This is a genomic window from Actinomadura sp. 9N215 (genome assembly GCF_044326345.1).
In the GTDB taxonomy this organism is placed as follows: domain Bacteria; phylum Actinomycetota; class Actinomycetes; order Streptosporangiales; family Streptosporangiaceae; genus Spirillospora.
In genome coordinates this window covers 89,627-107,550 of sequence record NZ_JBIRBA010000015.1, presented here as the reverse complement: position 1 = coordinate 107,550, position 17,924 = coordinate 89,627, and the positions used below count along the sequence as shown (strand labels likewise).

Sequence of the window (17,924 nt, the reverse complement as noted above, 5' to 3'; positions counted from 1 at the left end):
GTTAACCGTCGCCTTATCGGTGATCTGGGCCAATGGCAGGATGCGGATACTCGTGGCCGAGGACGAGTGGTTCCTCGCCGACCTGGTGGCCGAGGGCCTGCGCAAACGGGCCATGGCCGTGGACGTCGCCTACGACGGGGCCGGGGCGCTGGAGCGCCTCGCCGTCAACGAGTACGACGTCCTCGTCCTCGACCGGGACCTGCCGCTGGTGCACGGCGACGAGGTGTGCCGGGAGCTGGCCCAGCGCGGGGCGGCGGTGCGGATCCTGATGCTGACCGCGTCCGGCGCCGTGCACGAGCGGGTCGACGGGCTCAACCTCGGAGCCGACGACTACCTGGCCAAGCCGTTCGCGTTCGACGAGCTCGTGGCGCGGGTCAACGCGCTGGCGCGGCGGAACGTCCCGCCGCTGCCGCCGGTCCTGGAGCACGCGGGGATCACGCTGGACGCGGCGCGGCGGCAGGCGTTCCGGGACGGCGGGTACCTGCCGCTGTCCCGCAAGGAGTACGCCGTGCTGGAGGTGCTGATGCAGGCGCGCGGCACGGTCGTCAGCACGGAGGAGCTGCTGGAACGGGCCTGGGACGAGCACACCGACCCGTTCACCACCGTCGTCAAGGTGACCATGAGCAAGCTGCGGGCCAAGCTCGGCGAGCCGCCCGTCATCGTCACCGTCCCCGGATTCGGGTACCGGCTGTGACACCGGCGCTGATCAGGCGGCGGGTGCGCGGCTCGGTGCGGGTCCGGATGACGCTGCTCTACGGCGGCCTCTTCACCGTGATCACACTGGGGGTGCTCGGCGCCGTGCTGTGGATCCAGCAGCGGATCGTGAACGACAGGATGCAGGACGCTCCCTTCATCGCCGGCAGGCCACCGTGCTACCGGCAGGGCACCGAGCTGGTGTGTCCGGAGCCCCCTGACCTGCCCGACGTGCCCAAGGTGCCCGTCCCGCCCGAGGCGGCGGGCAAGCGGGCGATCGGGCCGGAGGAGTTCCAGGACAACCTGGCCGGGTCGCAGCGGCTCGTCACCCTGGTCGCCATCGTGGTGATCATCGTGCTGGCGTTCGCGGTCAGCTGGTGGCTGACCGGGCGGCTGCTGCGGCCGCTGCAGCGCGTCACCGCCGCCGCGCACCGGCTCTCGCTGTCCAACCTGCACGAGCGCATCGCGCTGACCGGCCCGGACGACGAGCTCAAGGAGCTCGCCGACACCTTCGACGCCATGCTCGACCGGCTGGAGGACGCCGTGGCGAGCCAGCGGCGCTTCGTCGCCAACGCGTCCCACGAGCTGCGCACCCCGCTCGCCATCCAGCGCACCGCCATCGAGGTCGGGCTCGCGGACCCGTCGCCGGAGCGGCTCGCCGCGATCCGGGCCGAGATGCTGCGCAACACCCGGCGGTCCGAGCGGCTCATCGACGGGCTGCTCGTCCTCGCGCAGGGCGAGCGCGGCCTCGACGCGCGGACGCCGGTGGACCTCGGCGTCGTGGCCGGGCAGGTCGTCGAGGACGAGCTGGCGCACGCCGAGCGGCGCGGCGTCACCGTCAAGGCGACGATCCGTCCGGTCACGGTGGCCGGCGACGAGGTGCTGCTCACCCGGATGGTCGCGAACCTGGTGCAGAACGCGATCCGGCACAACCATCCGGGCGGGGACGTCCACGTCAGGCTGTCCCGGGACGCCGGGCTCATCGTCCGCAACAGCGGGCCGCGCGTCCCGTCCGAGCAGGTGGACGGGCTTTTCGAGCCGTTCAGGAGACTGCGCGGCGACCGCACCGGATCAGCCGATCGCACGGGATCGGGCGATCGCACGGGATCGGGCGACGGGGCGGGGCTCGGGTTGTCGATCGTGTCCGCGATCGCGCACGCGCACGGCGGCTCCGTGCGGGCCACGGCGAACCGCGACGGCGGCCTGACCGTCACCGTGGCCCTCCCCGTCCACGATCCGCCGGGTTGATCATTCGCTGCGGAGCACGGTCGCGGTACGGGTGGCGGCGGCCCAGCTCGCGGGCAGCCAGGCCCCGAGGACGGCGATCGCCAGCCCGGCGAGCGCCGGCGGGACCAGCAGCCGCCAGCCGTAGACGTGGATCCACGACGCCGCCATCCCGCTGCCGATCATCTCGCCGGTGAGCTCGGCGGCGCCGTGGTGCGCCAGGACGCCGAGCGGCAGCCCGGCCACTCCGCCCGCGACCCCGAGCACGGCCATCGACGTCACCATCAGGACGATCACCTGCCGCGGGGTCGTCCCGACGGCCTTGAGCACGCCGAGGTCCCGGCTGCGCTCCCGGGCGCTGAGCACCACGCTGTTGAGCACGCCCAGGCCCGCCGCCGCGCAGATGATCAGGGAGAACAGCAGGAACAGGCCGTCGAAGACCGCGCTGTCCCCGAGGTCTGGCTCGGTGACCTCGGCGAAGAGCCCGGTGGAGCCGGCCGCGGCGTTGACGCGGCCGGCATAGGCGGCCGGGTCGGCGCCCGACTTCACGATCACCGCGAACGGCCGCCGCTCGACCCCGCCGCCGGTGCTCGGCAGGCTCGCGGCGTCCAGCATCAGCCGGGCGGTGTCGGGGTGGGCGAACGAGCCCACGATCCGGACCTTGACCTGCTCGGCGCCGCCCGTCCGCAGCGTGACGGTGTCGCCGACGTCCAGGTCGTGCAGCCGCAGGAACGCCTCGCTCGGCACCAGCTCGCCCGGGCCCGCGAACCAGCGCCCGCGGACGAGGCTGTCGCCGAGGAACGGCCGGTAGTCCCCGCTGTAGGTCTCGGCCGACAGCCGCGACGGAAGCCCGGGGATCCGCACGTTCGCGGTGCTGAAGGACATGACGTGGCCGGTGCCAGGCTGCGCCTTCAGCAGCGCGAACACCTGCCGCTCCGACAGGTTCGCGCTCCCCGCGGCGCGCGGGTCGACGCCGACATTGACGGACGTGTGCCCCTCCGTGTCGGCCGTGAGGATCTTCATGACCGTCTGGTGCAGCCCGAGGCCCATGGTCACCGCGGTCACGCCGAGGCAGAGCCCGGCGAGCGTGAGCGCCGTCCTGCCGGGACGGGCGAAGGGCAGGCTCAGCCCGAGCGCGACCGGGACGGGCAGCCGGGTCCTGGCCAGCCACCGCTGCACCCTCCGGCCGCGGCCGCGGCGCGACACCGTCCCGGCGCTGATCGCCTGGACCGCCGGGAGCCGTCCGGCCCGCCGCGCCGGGACGAGCGCCGCCACGACCACCAGCGCCATGACGCCGCCGCCCGCCACCGCATCGGGCATGATCGCGGACCCGCCCGCCGACGGCAGCTCGAACCCCTCGGCCAGGTTGCGCGCCACCCGCGCCGCGAGGAGATGGCCGGCCGCCAGGCCCGCCGCGCAGCCGGCCAGCCCCGGAACCGCGATCATCACGACGTACACCGCGGACACCTGCGCCGGGGTGAAGCCGAGCGCCTTCATCACGCCGATGCGCCGATACCCCGCGACCACCGCGCCGCTGACCACGTTGCCGATGATGAACACCGACACGGCCAGCGCCAGCGACCCGAAGATCGTGATGAACGGGATCAGCTCGTTGAACCTGCCCTCGAACTCCTGCCTGGCGACCACGTAGGACTCGTTGCCGGTCATCGGCAGCCCGCCGGTCGCCGCGGCGAGGCTGCGCCGCACCTCGGACGCGTCCGCGGCGTCGGCGAACCGGTACAGCATCTGGAGCCCGTCCGGACGGAGCCGACCGACCTGCTCCGGCGTCACCCACCCGCCGGTCCCGCCGTCCGCGTCGGTCCCGCCGGTCGCCGACGTCGCGAAGCCGACGACCGTGAGCTCCGGGAGCCCCGGCGAGACCACCTTGCCGCCGACCTTCATCGGCCCCTCGGGCCGCCCGCGCAGGACGAGCTCGCCCGGCGCGCGGGCCCACCGTCCAGCGGTGATCGTGAGCCTGTCCACCGGGCCGCCGGGGTCGGCCCGTCCGGCCACGGTGAGGTCGCCGCCGCGCCAGAGCGGCATCCTGCCGGGCGTCTCGTCCGACTTGAGCACCGCCGTCCGGAACGGCCCCGCCGCGGCCGTGACGCCGGACGCCCGCGCGGTCGCCGCCGCCTGCCCCTCCGTCACCTTGCCGGCGTCGAAGAAGGCGGTGGCGTGCGCGCCGCGCGCCTCGGCGAAAGCGTCGTCGAACAGCGAGTTCGACGCCGCCAGCAGCCCGAGACCGAACACGATCGTTGCCGTGGACAGCGCGACCACGATCGCGATGCTGACCGACTGCAGCCGCCGGCGCCGCACGCCCGCGCGCGAGGCCGCCCACACCGCGCCTAGCGGACGCTCCACGGCTCGCTCCTCTCCCGCTCGATCCGTCCGTCCACGAAGTCGACCAGCCGGGTGGCGCACCGGGCGGCCAGCCGCTCGTCGTGGGTGACCAGCAGCAGCGTCTGGCCCTTCCGGTTGAGTTCGAGCAGCAGGTCGACGACCTGCTCGCCGTTCCTGCTGTCGAGCGCGCCGGTCGGCTCGTCGGCCAGCAGCAGCGCCGGCCCGTTCACCAATGCCCGCGCGACCCCGACCCGCTGGCGCTCGCCCCCGCTCAGCACCGCCGGATAGGCGTCGCTCCGGTCGGCGACGCCGAGCTCGTCGAGCAGCTCAAGCGCCCGCGCCCGCGCCTTGCGCGCCGGGACGCCCACCAGCCGCGCCGCCAGCGCCACGTTCTCCAGCGCGGGCAGATCGTCGAGCAGGTTGAAGAACTGGAAGACCATCCCGATCCGGCGGCGCCGGAACCTGGCCAGCGCCGCCTCCCGCATCCCGGTGAGGTCCTCGCCGTCCACGGTCACCGTCCCGGCCGTCGGACGGTCCAGCCCCGCGACCATGTTGAGCAGCGTCGACTTCCCGCTCCCCGACGGCCCCATCACCGCCACGGCCTCGCCGCGCCGGATCTCCAGCGTCACCCCGTCCAGCGCGGCGACGTCACCGTATGCCTTGCGCACGGCATCGAGCCGCACGACCGTTTCCTCACGTCTCTCCACGCGCTGAACCGTTCCACCCACCCGGTTTCGCCAAGGTGACCGCTAACGCTCACCCGCCCCTTACGCCCCCGGTGGTCAGAGTCGGAGTTCACAGCGCGCCTCGGCGAGACGCGGAAGCGGACCGGCACCGCCACCCCGACAAGCCAGGGCCTCGTCCACGACGCCATGCTCGTGATGAGCAAGATCGTCACCAACGCCGTGACCACCGCCCGAGGCCATCACATCCGCCTCCGCTGCACCCTCCACGACAACGCCCCGCTCCTTGAGTGCTGGGATCCCTCTCCCACGCTCCTCACCGCCGCGAAGCGTCCAAAAAGCCGAAAACGGCCGAGGGCTGGCGATCAGCGCGGCCTACGCCAAGGCCACCGGCACCCATCCTTCCGCCACCGGTCAGGGCGAAATCGTCCGGGCCCTAATGCCCACCTGACAGGCGCCGGTCCCGCACCCGCTCGAATGCCCGCGTGACCGCCATCGGTCAGGTGAACTGATCAAGAGGAAATTACTCGACCGGAACGAGTAAATGCCTACCGTTGACGACGAGGAGTTCGCAGGATTCGGGTCAAGATCGACGGGTGAGGTGAATGGCGAGGCGTCAGGGGTTCATGGCGACGGTCGCGCGGATGCAGCGGGAGGCGGAGAGCGCGGCGGCGGCGAGACGGCGGGCGGAAATGGCCGCACAACAGGAGGCGGCGCGGGCCCAGGCCGAATACCAGCGCGCGCGGGCCGCCGACGAGAAGGAGCGCAAGCGCCTCTACACCGAATCCCGGGTGGCCGAAGTCGCCGCGTTGAACGAGAGCCTCGCCCAGCGACTGGACGAACTGGATTCCGTCCTGGTCTCCGGCCTGCGCATCAACACGCGTTTCAACCTCGACCGGCTCAAGCAGAAGGCGGAGGTGACGCCATTCGAGCCCGGTCCGGTGGCCCGTCCGGAACCCCCGCCGCGGCAGGAAGCGTTTCTGCCGCCGCCGCAGACGGGCCTGTCCAAGCTGTTCGGCGGGGCGCGGCACGAGGAACAGGTCCAGCAGGGGCAGTTGGCCTACCAGCAGGCCTGCGCCGAGCACGCGCAGCGGGAACAGGCCCGTCAGGCCACGCTGGGCCGCCTCCAGCAGGAACACGTACGGCGGACGAGCGAAGCGGAAGAGAAGACCCGGCGCCAGCACGCCGAAGTCGAGGCCTTCAAACGGGAACTCGCCGAAGGACGGCCGGACGCCGTCGTCGCCTACTTCGACCTGGTCCTGAACACCGTCTCCTACCCGGACGGCTTTCCGGCGAAGTGGCGGCTGGCTTTCGTCCCGGAGTCGGCTCAGCTCGTGGTCGAGTACGAACTGCCGGCCATCGACGTCGTCCCGACGGTCAAGACCTACCGGTACGTCAAGACGTCCGACTCCGTCACCGAGACCAAGCGTGCGGCCGCACAGGTCAAAGCCCAGTACACGTCCGTCGTCAGCCAGGTCGCGTTGCGGGTCGTCCGGGACCTGTTCAAGGCCGACGCCGCCGGTCATGTGACGACCGTCGTGTTCAACGGCATGGTCGACACCATCGACGCGGCGACCGGGCGCCCCGTCCGCCCTTGCCTGCTGACGCTGCGCACGACCAAGGAGACGTTCTCCGAACTCGATCTCGCGCGGGTCGAACCGGCGGCCTGCCTGAAGCATCTCGGCGCGGGCGTGTCCCGGAACACCGCCGAGCTCGCACCCGTCCGTCCGGTGCTGGAGTTCAGCATGGTCGACCCGCGGTTCGTTGAGGAGACCGACGTCCTCGGCGAACTGGACGAGCGGCCGAACCTCCTGGACATGAGCCCGACGGAGTTCGAGGGGCTGATCCAGAACCTGTTCACCCGGATGGGGCTGGAGACCCGGCAGACCAGGCCGTCACGCGACGGCGGCGTCGACTGCGTCGCCTACGACCCACGCCCGATCATGGGCGGCAAGGTCGTGATCCAGGCGAAGCGCTACCGGAACACCGTCGGGGTCTCCGCCGTCCGCGACCTGTTCGGGACGCTGCAAAACGAGGGCGCGTCGAAAGGCATCCTTGTCACGACCAGCGGCTACGGCCAGGCGTCCTTCGACTTCGCGAAGAACAAGCCCATCGAGCTTCTCGACGGCGCGAACCTCCTCTACCTCCTCAAGGAGCACGCAGGGGTGGACGCGCGCATCGAGGCACCGGACGGCTGGCGCGACCCCGGCCTCGACCGGGCCGACTCTGCCGCTCCCCCGAGCCCGCTGCGCGCGGGCGGGAACGTCAAGATCTCCGCGACCGCGCTGCTGTGCGCCTTCGCGCTGCCGTCCGCCGACCACGACGTGTGCGCCCTGCTTCTCGGCCACGACCGCAAGGTCCGTTCCGACGCCGACTTCGTCTTCTACAACCAGCCGGTCTCCGCGGACGGCGCGGTCGAACTGGACACCGCGACCCGTCAGGTGCGAGTGGACCTGGCCCGGCTCCCCACGGACGTGTCGACCGTCCTGCTGGTGACGAGCGGGCCGCCCGGCGCCGTCCGGCTCACCGTGACCGAGCGAAACGGGCCCGCCCACGCCCTCGCGACCGACTCCACGACCGAAACAGTCGTGATCTGCGCCGAGTTCTACCGCCGCCAAGGCGGCTGGCGCCTGCGCGCCGTAGGCCAAGGCTACGCCGACGGCCTCGCGGGCCTGGCCCGAGACCACGGCGTCACCATCGACTAACCGGCCGCTGTCATGGCGGGACCCCTCTCGAACGGCCGAGGCTAGCGTTCCGCGAATGAGCGTCATGCCTCGATTCTCGTTCGATCAATGGGTGACCCGAGTGATCAACCCGGTCGGTTTCGTGGCCGTCGTGCTCGCGTTCCTGTTTCTGCCGTGCGCCTCCGTCTCGGTCACAGAGTGGCCCTCCATGGTGCTGCGCGACAATTCAATCTTTGTGCTGCGCGACAACTCATTCTTCAAGGCGGTCACCGACGATTCCGTGACGGGCGGGAACATCGCGTTCCGCGACGGCCCGCCCCACCAGTCGGCCCACCGGTCCGGCTACGGTTGGTCGGTCGAGCTGCGCATGGGCACGATCGTCACGGTCCTCGTCATGGCGGCGGGTGCGGGAACTGGTCTGGTTCGTCCTGCCGAGAGGCGTCTGCGGCATGCCGCCCAGGTGGCGGCAGTGGCCGGGGTGTTCCTGGCGCTGGCGGTGCTGTCGGCCGCCGGACGGATGGAAGACAACACGTATGGCCTCCTCGCCAACGAGTTCGGGCAACGGGGGGAAGAAGAGTTCCATTACGCCGCCGGTCCCGAGACCGGATTCTGGGTCTCACTCACCGGGCTTGCGCTGATTTTCGCGATCAACCTCTTCGCGCTACGCGCTCTACGTCGACGCGGTTAATACTCCAGCCGCACATGGCGATCTCGGTGTGACCGTCCTGATCGCCCTGGTGAGCAGCACACCGGCAGTCGGCTAGACGCCGAGGGAGCGGCCTATTATTTCTTTCATTATTTCAGTGGTGCCGCCGAAGATGGTTTGGACGCGGACGTCCTGGTAGGCCTTGGCGATGGGGTATTCGGTCATGTAGCCGTAGCCGCCGTGGAGTTGGACGCAGCGGTCCACGACGGTTTTGAGGAGTTCGGTGTTCCAGTATTTGAGCATCGCGGCCTCTTCGGCGGTGAGCTCGCCCTCGCCCTCCTTGACGATGCACTGGTCGGTGAAGGCGCGGGTGACGGTCAGTTCCGTCTTCATTTCGGCGAGGGTGAAGCGGTTGTGCTGGAACCTGCCGATAGGACGGCCGAACGCCTCGCGGGTCTTGCAGTAGTCGAGGGTCTGCTCGAACGCGGTCTCGGCGGCGGCCTGGGCGGTGGCGCCGATCGAGAGGCGTTCGCGGGCCAGGTTCTGCATGAGGTAGACGAAGCCCATGCCCTCCTCGCCGAGCAGGTTCGACGCGGGGACGCGGACGTCGTCGAAGAACAGCTCGGCGGTGTCCTGGGCGTGCATGCCGACCTTGTCGAGGTTGCGGCCGCGGGTGAAGCCGTCCATGCCGCGTTCGACGGCGAGGAGGCTGACGCCCTTGGACCCGGCGGACGGGTCGGTCTTGGCGACGACGATGACGAGGTCGGCCAGGATGCCGTTGGAGATGAACGTCTTCGAGCCGTTCAGGACGTAGTGGTCACCCTCTTTGATCGCGGTGGTCATGATGCCTTGCAGGTCCGAGCCGGCGGCGGGCTCCGTCATCGCGATGCCGGTGATGATCTCGCCGGAGCAGTAGCCGGGGAGCCAGCGGGCCTTCTGCTCGGGGGTGCAGAGCTGGCGCAGGTAGCCGCCGTTGATGTCGTTGTGGACGGCGAAGCCCGGCCCGTGGATCCCGGCCTTCGCGAGCTCCTCGTTGAAGATCACGTAGTAGCGGTAGTCGGGGTTGCCGCCGCCCCCGTACTCCTCGGGCATGTCGATTCCGAGGAGGCCCGCGCGGCCCGCGGCCAGCCACACCTCGCGGGAGACGACGCCCTCTTTCTCCCACTGCTCGTGGTGCGGCGCCGCCTCCTTCGCGATGAAGGAGCGCACCATGTCGCGGAAGGCCTCGTGCTCCTCGGTGTAGATGTCGCGTCCCATCAGGCGGGTCCCCTCGGTAAGTACGTCCTGATACAGGATTAATGTAACACTGGCACTGTCACATAGAGGAGGCGGGATGGAGCTCACCGTCGACGAGCTGGCCTCGCGCGCCGGGGTCAGCGTCCGCACCGTCCGGTTCTATGCCGGGCGCGGGCTGCTCCCGCCCCCGAGGCTGCGCGGCAGGACGGGCCTGTACGGCGCCGACCATCTGGCGCGGCTGGAGCTCGTCCGGGAACTGCAGTCGCTCGGGCTGACGCTGTCGGCGATCGAGAAGCATCTGCGGAGGATCCCGCCGGACGCGTCCGCCGAAGACCTCGCGTTGCAGCGGGCGCTGCTGTCGCCGTGGGCGCCGGAACGTCCGGAAGACCTCGACCGGCACGAGCTGGACCGCCGGGCCGGACGGCACCTCGACGACGACACCCTCAAGCGGCTTGAGGCCCTCGGCGTGGTGGAGCGGACGCCGGACGGCGGCGTGCGGGTGCTGAGCCCCGCGCTGCTCGGCATCAGCGCCGAGGTGGCCGCGCTGCCCATGCCGCTGGACACGCTGATCGCCTCCCACGACGCCGTCGACCGGCACACGACCGCGCTGGCCGCCGAGCTGCAGCGGGTCTTCCAGGACACGGTCGTCCGGCCGTACCGGGAGGGCGGGCGGGCGCCGGAGGAGCGGGAGCGGCTGATGGTGATGGCCGGGAAGCTCAAGCCCCTGATGATCCAGTCGCTGGTGACGTCGTTCCAGCGGGCCGTAGACAAGGCGATCCGGGAGTCCGTGCCCGACTGAACGCCCTGGTCAGGCGTTCTTCCACTCCTGGCGCTCGTACTCGACGAGCCGCGGGTGGACGAGTGTGTTCACCTCGACGTCGCGGACGCGGCGGTCCTTGGGGAACACCGTCGCGGCCTGGAGGAGCGGCTCGTCCACGAAGCGGAGGCCGGAGACACCGGGCGCGAGCCTCGGCACCGGCTTCGCCGCGGGCGACGCCAGGACGTAGCCCCAGTCGCCGAAGCTCGGCACGTCCACGTGGTACGGAGTCGTCGCCAGGCCGGCGGCGGCGATCGACTTCTCGATGCTCCAGAACGACTTCGGCGCGAAGTACGGCGACCCGGACTGGACGACCATCCGCCCGCCCGGCGCCAGCACCCGCTTCACCATGCCGTAGAACTCGACCGAGTACAGCTTCGCGGTGGACACGTCGTCCGGGTCGGGCATGTCCACGATCACCGCGTCGAACTGCTCGTTCAGGCCGCGCAGCCACGAGAACGCGTCGGCGGCCACGATCTTGGCCCGGGGGTCGTCGAACGCGTGGCCGTTGAGGGACGCGATCGGCCCGTACGTCCGGGCGAGGCGCAGCATCTCCGGGTCGAGCTCGACCAGCGTCGCGGACCGGACGTCCTTGTAGCGCAGCACCTCGCGCAGCGCCAGGCCGTCCCCGCCGCCGAGGATCAGCACCCGGCCGTGCGGACCCGGCATCAGCGGATGGACGAGCGACTCGTGGTACCGGTACTCGTCCACGGACGAGAACTGCAGGTCGCCGTTCAGGAACAGCCGCACGTCGGCGGCGCCGGAGAGGGAGAGCCCCCTCGTGATGACGATCTCCTGGTACTTGGTGCGCTTCGACAGCGCGATCGGGTCGGTGTAGAGCGCCTGCCGCGCCGACACCTCGAACCCGTCCGCGAGCGCGTACGTCCCGCCGAGAACGGCGAGGACCGCGACCATCCCGAGGCCCAGCGCGACCCGCGTGAGCCGTCCGATCTGGTGCCGGAACAGCCACAGCACGACGGCGATCCCGGCGACCGCGTTCACGACGCCGACGAGCAGCGCGCCCTTGATGTGCCCGAACGCCGGGAGCAGCAGGAACGGGAACGCCAGCCCGCCGATCAGCGCCCCGACGTAGTCGGCGGCGAACAGGTCGGCGACGGCGCTGCCCGCGTCCTGCTTCCTGATCCGCTGCAACAGCGTCATCAGCAGCGGGATCTCCGCACCGATCAGCGCCCCGACGGCGAACGCCACCACGACCAGCGCCGGGACGTACAGGTTGAGCCACGCGAACGCCGCGTACAGCGCCAGCACGGACAGCCCGCCGGTCAGCGCGAGCGCGCCCTCCACGACGGCGAACGCCACCACCGGACGGCCCTGCAGCGGCTTCGCCGCCAGCGAGCCGATCCCCATCGCGAAGACCATGACCGACAGGACGATCGACGCCTGCGTGACGGAGTTGCCGACGAGGTAGCTGCCGAGCGCGACCAAGGCCAGCTCGTACACCAGCCCGCAGGCCGCGCAGGTGAACACGGCCGCGAGGACCAGCGTCCGCGCCGCCCGCGCCGGGACGCGCAACCGCCCGGACCCGTCCCGCACAGGCTCGTCCCGCCCGGACCCGTCTTGCGCGGGCTCGTCCCGCGCGGGCGGAGACGGCTCCGCCGCCGCGGAACGGGCCGGGGCGGCGGGGTCGTCCAGGTCGCGGGACGTCAGGAGACCGCCCCGGCCACGATCGCGGCGACGCCCAGGTCGGCGGCGGCGACCACCCACCCGGCCGGGTGGATGCCCGCGCCGACGCCGCCCGCGCCGGCCGCGCCGCCGTCGACGAGCGTCGCGCCGAGCTTGCCCGGCGTGGTCACGTCGAGGAGGAGGAACGCGACGACCATCAGCACGACGCCGATCCCGCCGAAGACCGCCGTGTCGATCAGGCCGTCGCTCAGGTCGTCGTCGCTCGTGATGATCGCGGTGGTGACGATCGCGCCGATGCCGAGGAGCTTCGCCGACAGCAGCAGCGCCGCGCCGCGGTTCCCTTCGGTCCAGATCTGCTTGCCGAGCCGGCCGGGCGTCGTCACCTCCACCACCAGGTAGCCGATCGCCATCAGCGCGATGCCGACCGCGCCGTAGGCGAAGGTGGCGCCGATCTCGTCCAAGAGGTCGTCCATCTGTTGCTCCTTATTTGCCCGACCCCGGCCCGCCGCCGCGGAAGGACGCGGCGCCGCCGTTCGTCCAGCCGCCGCTGCCGGGCCTGGCCCAGAATCCGCTGACGTGCGAGTAGTAGCGGTTGTAGCCGAGGCTCGGGGAGGACAGAGTGATCTGACTGCCCGTTCCGCTCGGCAGGACGCCGACGACCAGCTTCGGGTAGCGCAGGAAGATGCCGCCCGCCGCGCCCCTGGTCGCCATTGAGTCCACCCGGTCGATCGCCTTGAACTTCTTGTTGATCTCCGTGGCCACGGCCGGCGGAGCCTTCGGGGACCGGTAGTCGGTCCCGCTCTTCTTGTACTTGCCCTTGATCCAGGACTCCTTCGAGGTGCTGCCGCAGCCCCCGAGCGCCAGGACGGTCAGGAGGACGGCGCACACGCCGCCGATCATCCGGTGTCTACTGTTCACGTTGGTCTCACCAGCCGGCTCCGCGTCATCACGATCTCCCGGGTCTGCGGATAGGCGTGCCACGTCCGCCAGCCGATCCCGGACTCTTCCACTGCGGGGGTCTCCGTGGCCAAGCGCTCTGGGACGGCGCGTTCAGCAATGGGCTGCTCCAGGGCGAGGGCGGTCACGGCGTGCCGGGAGCCGGGGAAGTCCCCGGTCAGGGCGTCGCCGCGGTCCGCGAGCCGCGCGCACACCGCCTCGACGGCGCGGCAGAACGCCGTGTCGTCGCTGAGGGTGGCCGTGGTCGCGGCGAACTCGTACGTCCAGCCGGGCACGTCCGTGCTCGCGCGGCCGGGCAGCGGCTCGGCGCCGCCGGGCAGGCACGCCACCGTCTCGCTCAGCGGACCGGCGATGACCTGGTGGGACGCGCCGAGCAGCCGGAACTCCACGGTCAGCCCTGCCCGTTCGACCGGCAGGACGGCGAGCGCGTCCAGCGGCGGCAGGCCGAGCGCGAACGACAGCGCGTCGGCGCGCGCGTCCGCGTAGGGGGCGTCGAGGGTGGTGCGCAAGATCAGCCACCGCTGCCGGGGTAGATCGTCATCGACCCGGTCGGGACGCGTTCGCCGAGGCCCGCCTCCCACTGCCCGCCGCCGTACTGCTCGAACGACAGGTACTTCCCGCGCGGGCCCTCGTAGTCGACGTACTCGACCCGTCCCTGGACGCCGACGCCGGTCGTGCCCTCGCTCGTGTAGTCGGCGGTTCCGTGCTCCTCGCGGCGGTACTCGACGTCGTCGACGACGATGGTCCGCTCGCCGGGCGTCAGGTCGCCGATGTCGTGCTCCGTCCACCAGACGACTTCGAGGTCGGGGTCCTCCTCGACGGAGATCCACACCTTGGTGCCCTCGATGGTGTCGGCGTCCAGGAGGTGCTCGCTCCAGGTGTAGCCGCCCTCCTTCAGCCGCACCGAGCCGCGCACGAAGTAGCGGGTGCCGAGGTATTCGACCATGTCGCCGGCCTTGAGCGTCCGCGGGTCGCCGGCCACCTGGTCCTCGGCCGCGAACGGGTCGCGCGGCGCGGCGGGCGCGGGCGCCGGGCCCGTCCTCGCCGTCCCGGACCGGCGCCGCAGCAGGACAATGATCAGCACGATCAAGGCGACCAGGATCAGCGCCAGCAGGATCACTATCGCCGCTCCGCTCACGGACACCTCCATCGTTTCGTCTACAGGACGGTCACAGACCTGCGGGATCCTACCGACTGTGGCCTCTCATGCCCATACCGCGTTCAGACGTATCAAAGGAACCACTGGTTGCATGCGAGAACGCCGTAACCGAAACGAAATCGGGCCGGCGCGGCGACCCGCCGTTCAGCCACCGCTCAACACCCATTAACCGCGAGCCGACACCATCTCACAACGGATCAGCACCGGCTGACGACGGTCGACACCGGTCCACCGCGGGTCGCCACCGGTCAACCGCCGGGCGGCGCCAGTTGGCCGCGGGTCGGCACCGGTCCATCGCGGGCGGCACCGGTTTACTGCGGGTCGGCTGCTGGTTCATCGTGGTCGGCACCGGTCAACCGCCGATCGGCACCGGTTGGCCGCGGGCGGCAGCGGTTGACCGCTGGGCGGTGTCGTTGAGGTGGGTCAGAGGCGGGTGGTGGCGGCGGTCACGCGGTCGTCGGTCGCGGTGAACGCGATCCTGACGTGCCGGGCTCCGGCCGGGCCGTAGAACTCGCCGGGCCCGACGAGGACGCCGAGGGACGCCAGGTGCGCGACGGTGTCCCAGCACGGCTCGTCCCGGGTGGCCCACAGGTAGAGGGACGCCTCGGAGTGGTCGACGCGGAACCCGTGCCTCTCGAACGCGGCGCGCAGGGCGGCGCGGCGGCGCGCGTAGCGGGCCCGCTGCTCGTCCACGTGCGCGTCGTCGTCGAAGGCGACGATCATCGCCGCCTGCACCGGGGCCGGGACGATCATGCCCGCGTGCTTGCGGACCTCCAGCACCCGCTTGACCAGCCCGAGGTCGCCGGTGAGGAACCCCGCCCGATAGCCCGCCATGTTGGACCGCTTCGACAGCGAGTTGACCGCGAGGAGCCCCTCGTGGGAGCCGCCGCAGACGTCCGGGTGCAGGATCGAGACCGGCGGCCTGTCCTCGTCCCAGCCGAACTCCAGGTAGCACTCGTCGCTGATCACGATCGCGCCGCGCTCGCGCGCCCACGCGACGACCTTGCGCAGATGCTCGGCGGGCAGCACCTTCCCGGTCGGGTTGGACGGCGAGTTCACCCACACGATCTTGGGTGAGACGGGGCCGAGGGAGAGGAGCCCGTCCGTCGGGACGGGCTTGGCCCCGGCCAGCCGCGCGCCGACGTCGTAGGTGGGGTAGGCCAGCTCGGGGAAGACGATCGTGTCGCCGGGGCCGGTGCCGAGCAGCGTCGGCAGCCAGGCGACCAGTTCCTTGGTGCCCAGCACGGGGAGCACCGCGTCCGGGTCGGCGCCGGAGACTCCGGCGCGGCGCCGCAGCCAGCCCGCGACCGACTCGCGAAGCCGCGGCGTCCCGTACGTCTGCGGGTATCCGGGCGCGTCGGACGCGTCCGCGAGGGCCGCCCGGATCGGTTCGGGCGTCGGGTCTACGGGCGTCCCGACCGACAGGTCGACGATGCCGTCCGCGTGCGCCAGCGCCCGCTCCTTGTACGGCGCCAGCCGGTCCCACGGAAAGTCCGGCAACGTGAACACGTCCGCACCCCTATCTCTCAACCCGAGGGGCCGTGGCGTTCCACGAACGTGGAGGCCACGGCCCGAAATCAACACAGGCGTGCTTTTGGGACGTGCCACGCGGGCACGTCCCGAAGGACCGCCCCGCTAGTCGTCCTGGCTCTGTGGAGGCAGGACGGCGACGATCGGGTGGTCCTTGTCGATCTTCCCGACCTTGGAGGCGCCACCGGGCGAGCCGAGGTCCTCGAAGAACTCCACGTTGGCCTTGTAGAAGTCCTTCCACTGGTCAGGCGTGTCGTCCTCGTAGTAGATCGCCTCTACCGGGCAGACAGGCTCACACGCACCGCAGTCGACGCACTCGTCCGGGTGGATGTACAGCATGCGCTTGCCCTCGTAGATGCAGTCGACCGGGCACTCCTCGATGCATGCCTTGTCGAGCAGGTCCACGCAGGGCTGCGCAATGACGTAGGTCACGTCAGTGACTCCTCTCGGATTTCCGGCCCCGCCGCAACGTCACGGCTCACCGCAAGCTCGCTGTGAATAGTATGGCTGCCACGGCGCCGCCGATTCGACACGGGGGTCGACACATGTCCGGTCGCTTCGCCGCCCGCCTGGTCGTGTCCATCAGCGGCGCGGACGTGGGGCGGCGGATCTCGCTGCGCCGTCGTCTGCCAACCGGAGGGTACAGCGACGTCGTCGGCGTCCTCGAATCCTGGTCGGGCGGGGTCCTGACGGTGCGTCGCCGCGACGGCGAGCTGGTCGAGATCCCAGAAAAGATCATGGTCGCGGCGAAGGTCGTCCCGCCGCAGCCCCCGCCGCGGCGCCGTCCCCGCCGGGACGACTGAGCCGCTGCGCCCGGGCGCGCCGCATTCGCGGCAGTGGGGCCTGGGTCAGCTACCGGTGGCGGCAAGGTCAGGGACCGGTGGCGACCAGGCTCAGCGGCCGGCGGCGGCCCGGGGGCAGGGCCGGGGGCGGGCGGTGGTGGGTGAGGTCAGCGGACGGTGGCCGGTGGGGCGTTCTGGGCCGTGTACGGGGGCAGGGGGAGCGGGCGGCCGGTGAGGAACGCGGTGACGGTGGAGCGGTACAGCTCGGGCTGCTCAGCGTCGATCACGTGGCCCGCGCCCGGGACGTGCACCAGCTTCGCGCCGGGGACCGTGTCGCGGTACTCGCGGGCGATCTCCCATCTCTTGTACTCGCACTGGCCGCGCAGGATCAGCGCGGGCACGGCGGCGCGGCGCAGGGCGGGGCGCGGGTCGGGGACCTTCAGGGCGTCGTCGGAGATCATCTGGTTGGAGTAGAAGCCCGAACGCGACGCGGCCTCGTGGAGCGGACGTCCTGGACGGCAGGTCGCGGCCGACCCGACCGACGACAGCAGCGCGTCGAACAGGGGATCGATCTCCTCGTCGGGCAGCAGCGCGTGCGCGGCGCGCGGGTTCACGGCCATGAGCAGCGACCAGGCGACGAGCTGGGGACGGTTCTCCAGGTCGTCCATGCGGCGGCGCTGGGCCGGGGTGAGCCGGTCCCAGATCTCGCCCTCGCCCGACTTCTCCCATTCCGGAGCCCACAGGGCGCCTGGCGAGGTGAAGACGACGCGGGCCACGCGGTCCGGGTGCGCGGCGAGGTAGGCGGCGGCGAGCGTGGCGCCCCACGAGCTGCCCGCCAGGACCAGCCGGTTCGCGCCGATCCGTCCGCGGATCGCCTCCAGGTCGGCGACCTGACCGGCGACCGTGTAGCCGGCGGGGTCGTCCAGCCGCTCCGAGCGCCCGGACCCGAGCTGGTCGTAGGTGTAGACGTCGAAGCCGGTCGCGGCCAGGGCGCGGTCGAGGTCGTCCGGGCCGGCGCCCGGGGTGCCGGGGCCGCCGTGCAGCCGCACGACCGGATCCGGCCTCCGCTGGCCGCGCGCCGGGGTGTGGGTGTACGCGATGCGCGAGCCGGTGGAGAGCCGCCAGTAGCGGGTGTCCTGGGCGGGAAGGGCGGTGGCGGGGACGCCGAGCGGGCGGAAGACCAGCAGATGTCCCGCGACCGCCATGACCACGGCCATGACCGCGGCCGCCAGGACCGCGACGAGTCCGCGGCGGCGCGTGCGGGCGAGCCGTCCGCCCAGGTAGGCGACGGCGCCGGAGAGCTGGACGGCGGCGGCCAGGCCGATCGCCGCGCAGGCGGGGAGGGGCGCGCCGGCCGCCGCGGCGGCGAGGAACGCGACGGCGGCGGCGAGCGGGGCGAGCAGCAACCCGGTGACGATCAGCGCGCCGCCGCCGAGCCGGCGCCGCAGGGACGCGGGGGCCGGTGTCGGGATCGAGGTCTGTGTCGAGATCATGGCCGCGACGGTAGGAACGGCGGCGGGGCGCGGTCG

Annotated in this window: 17 protein-coding genes; 6 read left to right on the top strand and 11 right to left on the bottom strand. The window is 71.6% G+C overall.

All coding sequences use genetic code 11. The features are described from left to right. The first annotated feature begins 40 nt into the window (after positions 1–40). Complete coding sequence (locus ACH34T_RS24275) at positions 41–694, top strand: response regulator transcription factor (RefSeq protein ID WP_396023200.1); 654 nt, start codon at positions 41–43, stop codon at positions 692–694. Beyond that, positions 691–1,941, top strand: coding sequence for a sensor histidine kinase (locus ACH34T_RS24270; protein WP_396023199.1), 1,251 nt, complete (start codon positions 691–693; stop codon positions 1,939–1,941). The genes ACH34T_RS24275 and ACH34T_RS24270 overlap by 4 nt, the downstream gene beginning before the upstream one ends. On the opposite strand, the gene ACH34T_RS24265 is transcribed toward ACH34T_RS24270, so the two are convergent. Beyond that, positions 1,942–4,278 carry an FtsX-like permease family protein gene (locus tag ACH34T_RS24265; RefSeq protein ID WP_396023198.1) on the bottom strand — a complete coding sequence of 779 codons (2,337 nt, stop codon included), beginning with the start codon at positions 4,276–4,278 and terminating at the stop codon, positions 1,942–1,944. Beyond that, a complete protein-coding gene (locus ACH34T_RS24260) occupies positions 4,263–4,964 on the bottom strand; it encodes an ABC transporter ATP-binding protein (protein ID WP_396023197.1) in 702 nt (233 codons plus the stop codon). Before ACH34T_RS24260 ends, ACH34T_RS24265 begins: the two co-directional genes overlap by 16 nt. A 581-nt stretch (positions 4,965–5,545) precedes the next feature. Between ACH34T_RS24260 and ACH34T_RS24255 the strand changes: the two genes are divergently transcribed. Next, positions 5,546–7,645: a restriction endonuclease gene (locus ACH34T_RS24255; RefSeq protein ID WP_396023196.1), complete on the top strand. Its 2,100-nt coding sequence runs from the start codon at positions 5,546–5,548 to the stop codon at positions 7,643–7,645. Between the two features lie 55 nt (positions 7,646–7,700). Beyond that, positions 7,701–8,312 (top strand): hypothetical protein, encoded by a 612-nt coding sequence (locus ACH34T_RS24250; RefSeq protein WP_396023195.1) that lies wholly within the window; start codon positions 7,701–7,703, stop codon positions 8,310–8,312. Positions 8,313–8,384: 72 nt separating this feature from the next. Here the strand turns inward: ACH34T_RS24250 and ACH34T_RS24245 are convergent, their stop codons facing one another. Continuing rightward, positions 8,385–9,527 (bottom strand): acyl-CoA dehydrogenase family protein, encoded by a 1,143-nt coding sequence (locus ACH34T_RS24245; protein ID WP_396023194.1) that lies wholly within the window; start codon positions 9,525–9,527, stop codon positions 8,385–8,387. Positions 9,528–9,603: 76 nt separating this feature from the next. On the opposite strand from ACH34T_RS24245, the gene ACH34T_RS24240 reads away from it, so the two are divergent. Then, positions 9,604–10,305, top strand: a complete 702-nt coding sequence (locus tag ACH34T_RS24240; protein WP_396023193.1) for a MerR family transcriptional regulator — start codon at positions 9,604–9,606, stop codon at positions 10,303–10,305. A gap of 9 nt (positions 10,306–10,314) precedes the next feature. Here ACH34T_RS24240 and ACH34T_RS24235 read toward each other — a convergent pair whose 3' ends face one another. From ACH34T_RS24235 to fdxA, 7 genes are all read right to left on the bottom strand, one after another. After that, positions 10,315–11,877 (bottom strand): polyamine aminopropyltransferase, encoded by a 1,563-nt coding sequence (locus ACH34T_RS24235; protein WP_396023192.1) that lies wholly within the window; start codon positions 11,875–11,877, stop codon positions 10,315–10,317. Positions 11,878–11,987: 110 nt separating this feature from the next. Then, complete coding sequence (locus tag ACH34T_RS24230; RefSeq protein WP_396023191.1) at positions 11,988–12,440, bottom strand: DUF350 domain-containing protein; 453 nt, start codon at positions 12,438–12,440, stop codon at positions 11,988–11,990. A 10-nt stretch (positions 12,441–12,450) separates the two neighbouring features. Continuing rightward, positions 12,451–12,885 carry a DUF4247 domain-containing protein gene (locus tag ACH34T_RS24225; RefSeq protein WP_396023190.1) on the bottom strand — a complete coding sequence of 145 codons (435 nt, stop codon included), beginning with the start codon at positions 12,883–12,885 and terminating at the stop codon, positions 12,451–12,453. Then, complete coding sequence (locus tag ACH34T_RS24220; RefSeq protein WP_396023189.1) at positions 12,882–13,433, bottom strand: DUF2617 family protein; 552 nt, start codon at positions 13,431–13,433, stop codon at positions 12,882–12,884. The genes ACH34T_RS24225 and ACH34T_RS24220 overlap by 4 nt, the downstream gene beginning before the upstream one ends. Before the next feature lie 2 nt (positions 13,434–13,435). Beyond that, positions 13,436–14,062 carry a DUF4178 domain-containing protein gene (locus ACH34T_RS24215; RefSeq protein WP_396023188.1) on the bottom strand — a complete coding sequence of 209 codons (627 nt, stop codon included), beginning with the start codon at positions 14,060–14,062 and terminating at the stop codon, positions 13,436–13,438. Between the two features lie 444 nt (positions 14,063–14,506). Beyond that, positions 14,507–15,592, bottom strand: coding sequence for a succinyldiaminopimelate transaminase (gene dapC, locus ACH34T_RS24210; protein ID WP_396023187.1), 1,086 nt, complete (start codon positions 15,590–15,592; stop codon positions 14,507–14,509). A 126-nt stretch (positions 15,593–15,718) separates the two neighbouring features. Further along, entirely contained in the window at positions 15,719–16,045 is a 327-nt protein-coding gene (gene fdxA, locus ACH34T_RS24205) for a ferredoxin (RefSeq protein ID WP_396023186.1), read from the bottom strand. A gap of 113 nt (positions 16,046–16,158) precedes the next feature. Here fdxA and ACH34T_RS24200 point away from each other — a divergent pair, with 113 nt between their 5' ends. After that, on the top strand, positions 16,159–16,416 hold the full coding sequence (locus tag ACH34T_RS24200) for a hypothetical protein (protein WP_396023185.1): 258 nt from the start codon (positions 16,159–16,161) through the stop codon (positions 16,414–16,416). A 146-nt stretch (positions 16,417–16,562) separates the two neighbouring features. Here ACH34T_RS24200 and ACH34T_RS24195 read toward each other — a convergent pair whose 3' ends face one another. After that, a complete protein-coding gene (locus ACH34T_RS24195) occupies positions 16,563–17,888 on the bottom strand; it encodes an alpha/beta fold hydrolase (RefSeq protein WP_396023184.1) in 1,326 nt (441 codons plus the stop codon). Positions 17,889–17,924 lie beyond the last annotated feature (36 nt).